Raw genomic sequence first — 1,674 nt, 5'->3', positions numbered from 1 at the left:
CCCAGGTAGAGCGTCTACATGTGGATGATCCGCTCCACCTCGGGGCCGTCGGTGACGGCCCGCTCGATGGCGGCCACGTCGGACGCCTCGGCGCCCTCACCGAGCAGCAGGCTCTTCGTCTCGATGGCGAGCACGACCGCGATCACGACCAGCAGGATGCCGATCATCGCGGTGCCGGCGGCATCCCACTCGCCGTTACCGGTGATCAGTGTCATGGTGACGCCGAACAGGGCGAACACCAGGCCGATCAGCGCGCCGAAGTCCTCCAGCAGCACCACCGGAAGCTCCGGCGCCTTGGCGCGACGGATGAAACGCACCCAGGACTGGTTGCCCCGGATCTGGTTGGACTCCTTGATGGCGGTCCGGAACGAGAACGACTCCATGATGATCGCGGCCACCAGCACGGCCACCGGCAACCACTGCCAGGACTCGATGCCGCCCTTGTGATGCCACTTGTGGTACGCCTCGTAGAGCGCGAACAGGCCACCGATGCTGAACAGCACGATGGACACGATGAACGCGTAGATGTAGCGCTCCCGGCCGTACCCGAACGGGTGTTCCGGGGTGGCCGCCCGCTTCGCCCGCTTGCCGCCGAGCAGCAGGAGGCCCTGGTTGCCAGAGTCGGCGACCGAGTGGACCGCCTCGGCCAGCATCGACGACGAGCCGGAGAGCAGGAACGCAATGAACTTGGTGACGGCGATGCCGACGTTGGCCAGCAGGGCGGCGACGATCGCCTTCGTCCCACCGTTGGCGCTCATGCCACCGCTCCGCTTCGCGACACGAAGCCGACCGGTCCGCGCATGGCGTGCCGCCCCCTACGTTCGTTCACTGGTTCGACAGCTCCTTCATCTCGGTGATGGCCGGAACGGCCATCGGGTCCAGCCCGTGGGCCAGCGCAAGGTAGATCGAGGCGAAATCCGGGACGGCGATCAGTGACGCCAGCCGCTCCAGGGCGGAACCGCCCTCGGCGGTCACCACGTCGCAGCGCACGCCACGACGCTCCGCGAGGGTCTGCACCGCGTCCGCGCGGCGCTCCTCCACGGCGAGCGGCTCGTCGGTGTCGTCCTCGGCGTTGAGCCCGCCGTCACGCAGCAGCACCAGCCGCAGCCGGGTGCCCTCTCCGTCGTCCTCGGCCGGGTCGGCGAAGATGTCCCGCTCCCCCTCGGCCAGGCCGCCGAAGACGCCGTCGAGGAGCCCGACGCGACCCCGCCCGGCCTCACCCAGCGCCCCGGTGACCACCGGGTAGCGGGCGTTGGCCGACAGGGTGTCGCCGAACCGGCGGGCCGCCACCGTGGCCAGCGGGGACGAACCCCACACGATCGGGATCGAGCCGGCCAGACCCAGCGCCAGTGACTTCGCCGTGTTGACGAAGGTCTCGGGGGCGGACCGGCAGCGGTCCGCGTCCGGGTCGAGCCGGCCCGCGGTCTCCGCCAGGTCCGCCTCGTTGACCTTCACGCGCCGGGGGGAACGGGCGGCGAGCTGGACCGGCACGGTGAGCGCCCAGAGGCTGGCCCGGGCGGGGGCACGCCGGGGCACCGGGATGAACGGCGCCCGGGCCTGCTCGGCGATCGACTGCAACCGCGAGTCCGGGGCACCCACGGCGACGAGTCGGGCGCCACGGCGGTGGGCCGCCTCGGCGGCGCCGAGCGCCTCCGGGCTCCGTCCGGACGCGCT

At 71.5% G+C, this 1,674-nt stretch carries 1 protein-coding gene and 1 pseudogene; both read right to left on the bottom strand.

All coding sequences use genetic code 11. The annotated features are described in order from the left end of the window. Positions 1-17: 17 nt before the first annotated feature. Positions 18-758 (bottom strand): annotated as a pseudogene (locus tag KBX53_RS32185) (cation diffusion facilitator family transporter); the annotation flags it as partial. A 67-nt stretch (positions 759-825) separates the two neighbouring features. Then, positions 826-1,674, bottom strand: an 849-nt coding sequence (locus KBX53_RS32180; RefSeq protein ID WP_210863603.1) for an SIS domain-containing protein, incomplete at its 5' end; no start/stop codon positions are given.

Origin of the sequence: Micromonospora sp. M51, assembly GCF_018070305.1 — a bacterium.
GTDB classification, from domain to species: domain Bacteria; phylum Actinomycetota; class Actinomycetes; order Mycobacteriales; family Micromonosporaceae; genus Micromonospora; species Micromonospora parva.
The sequence above is the reverse complement of the archived record's forward strand: the minus strand, read 5'-3'. Positions and strand labels throughout refer to the sequence as shown.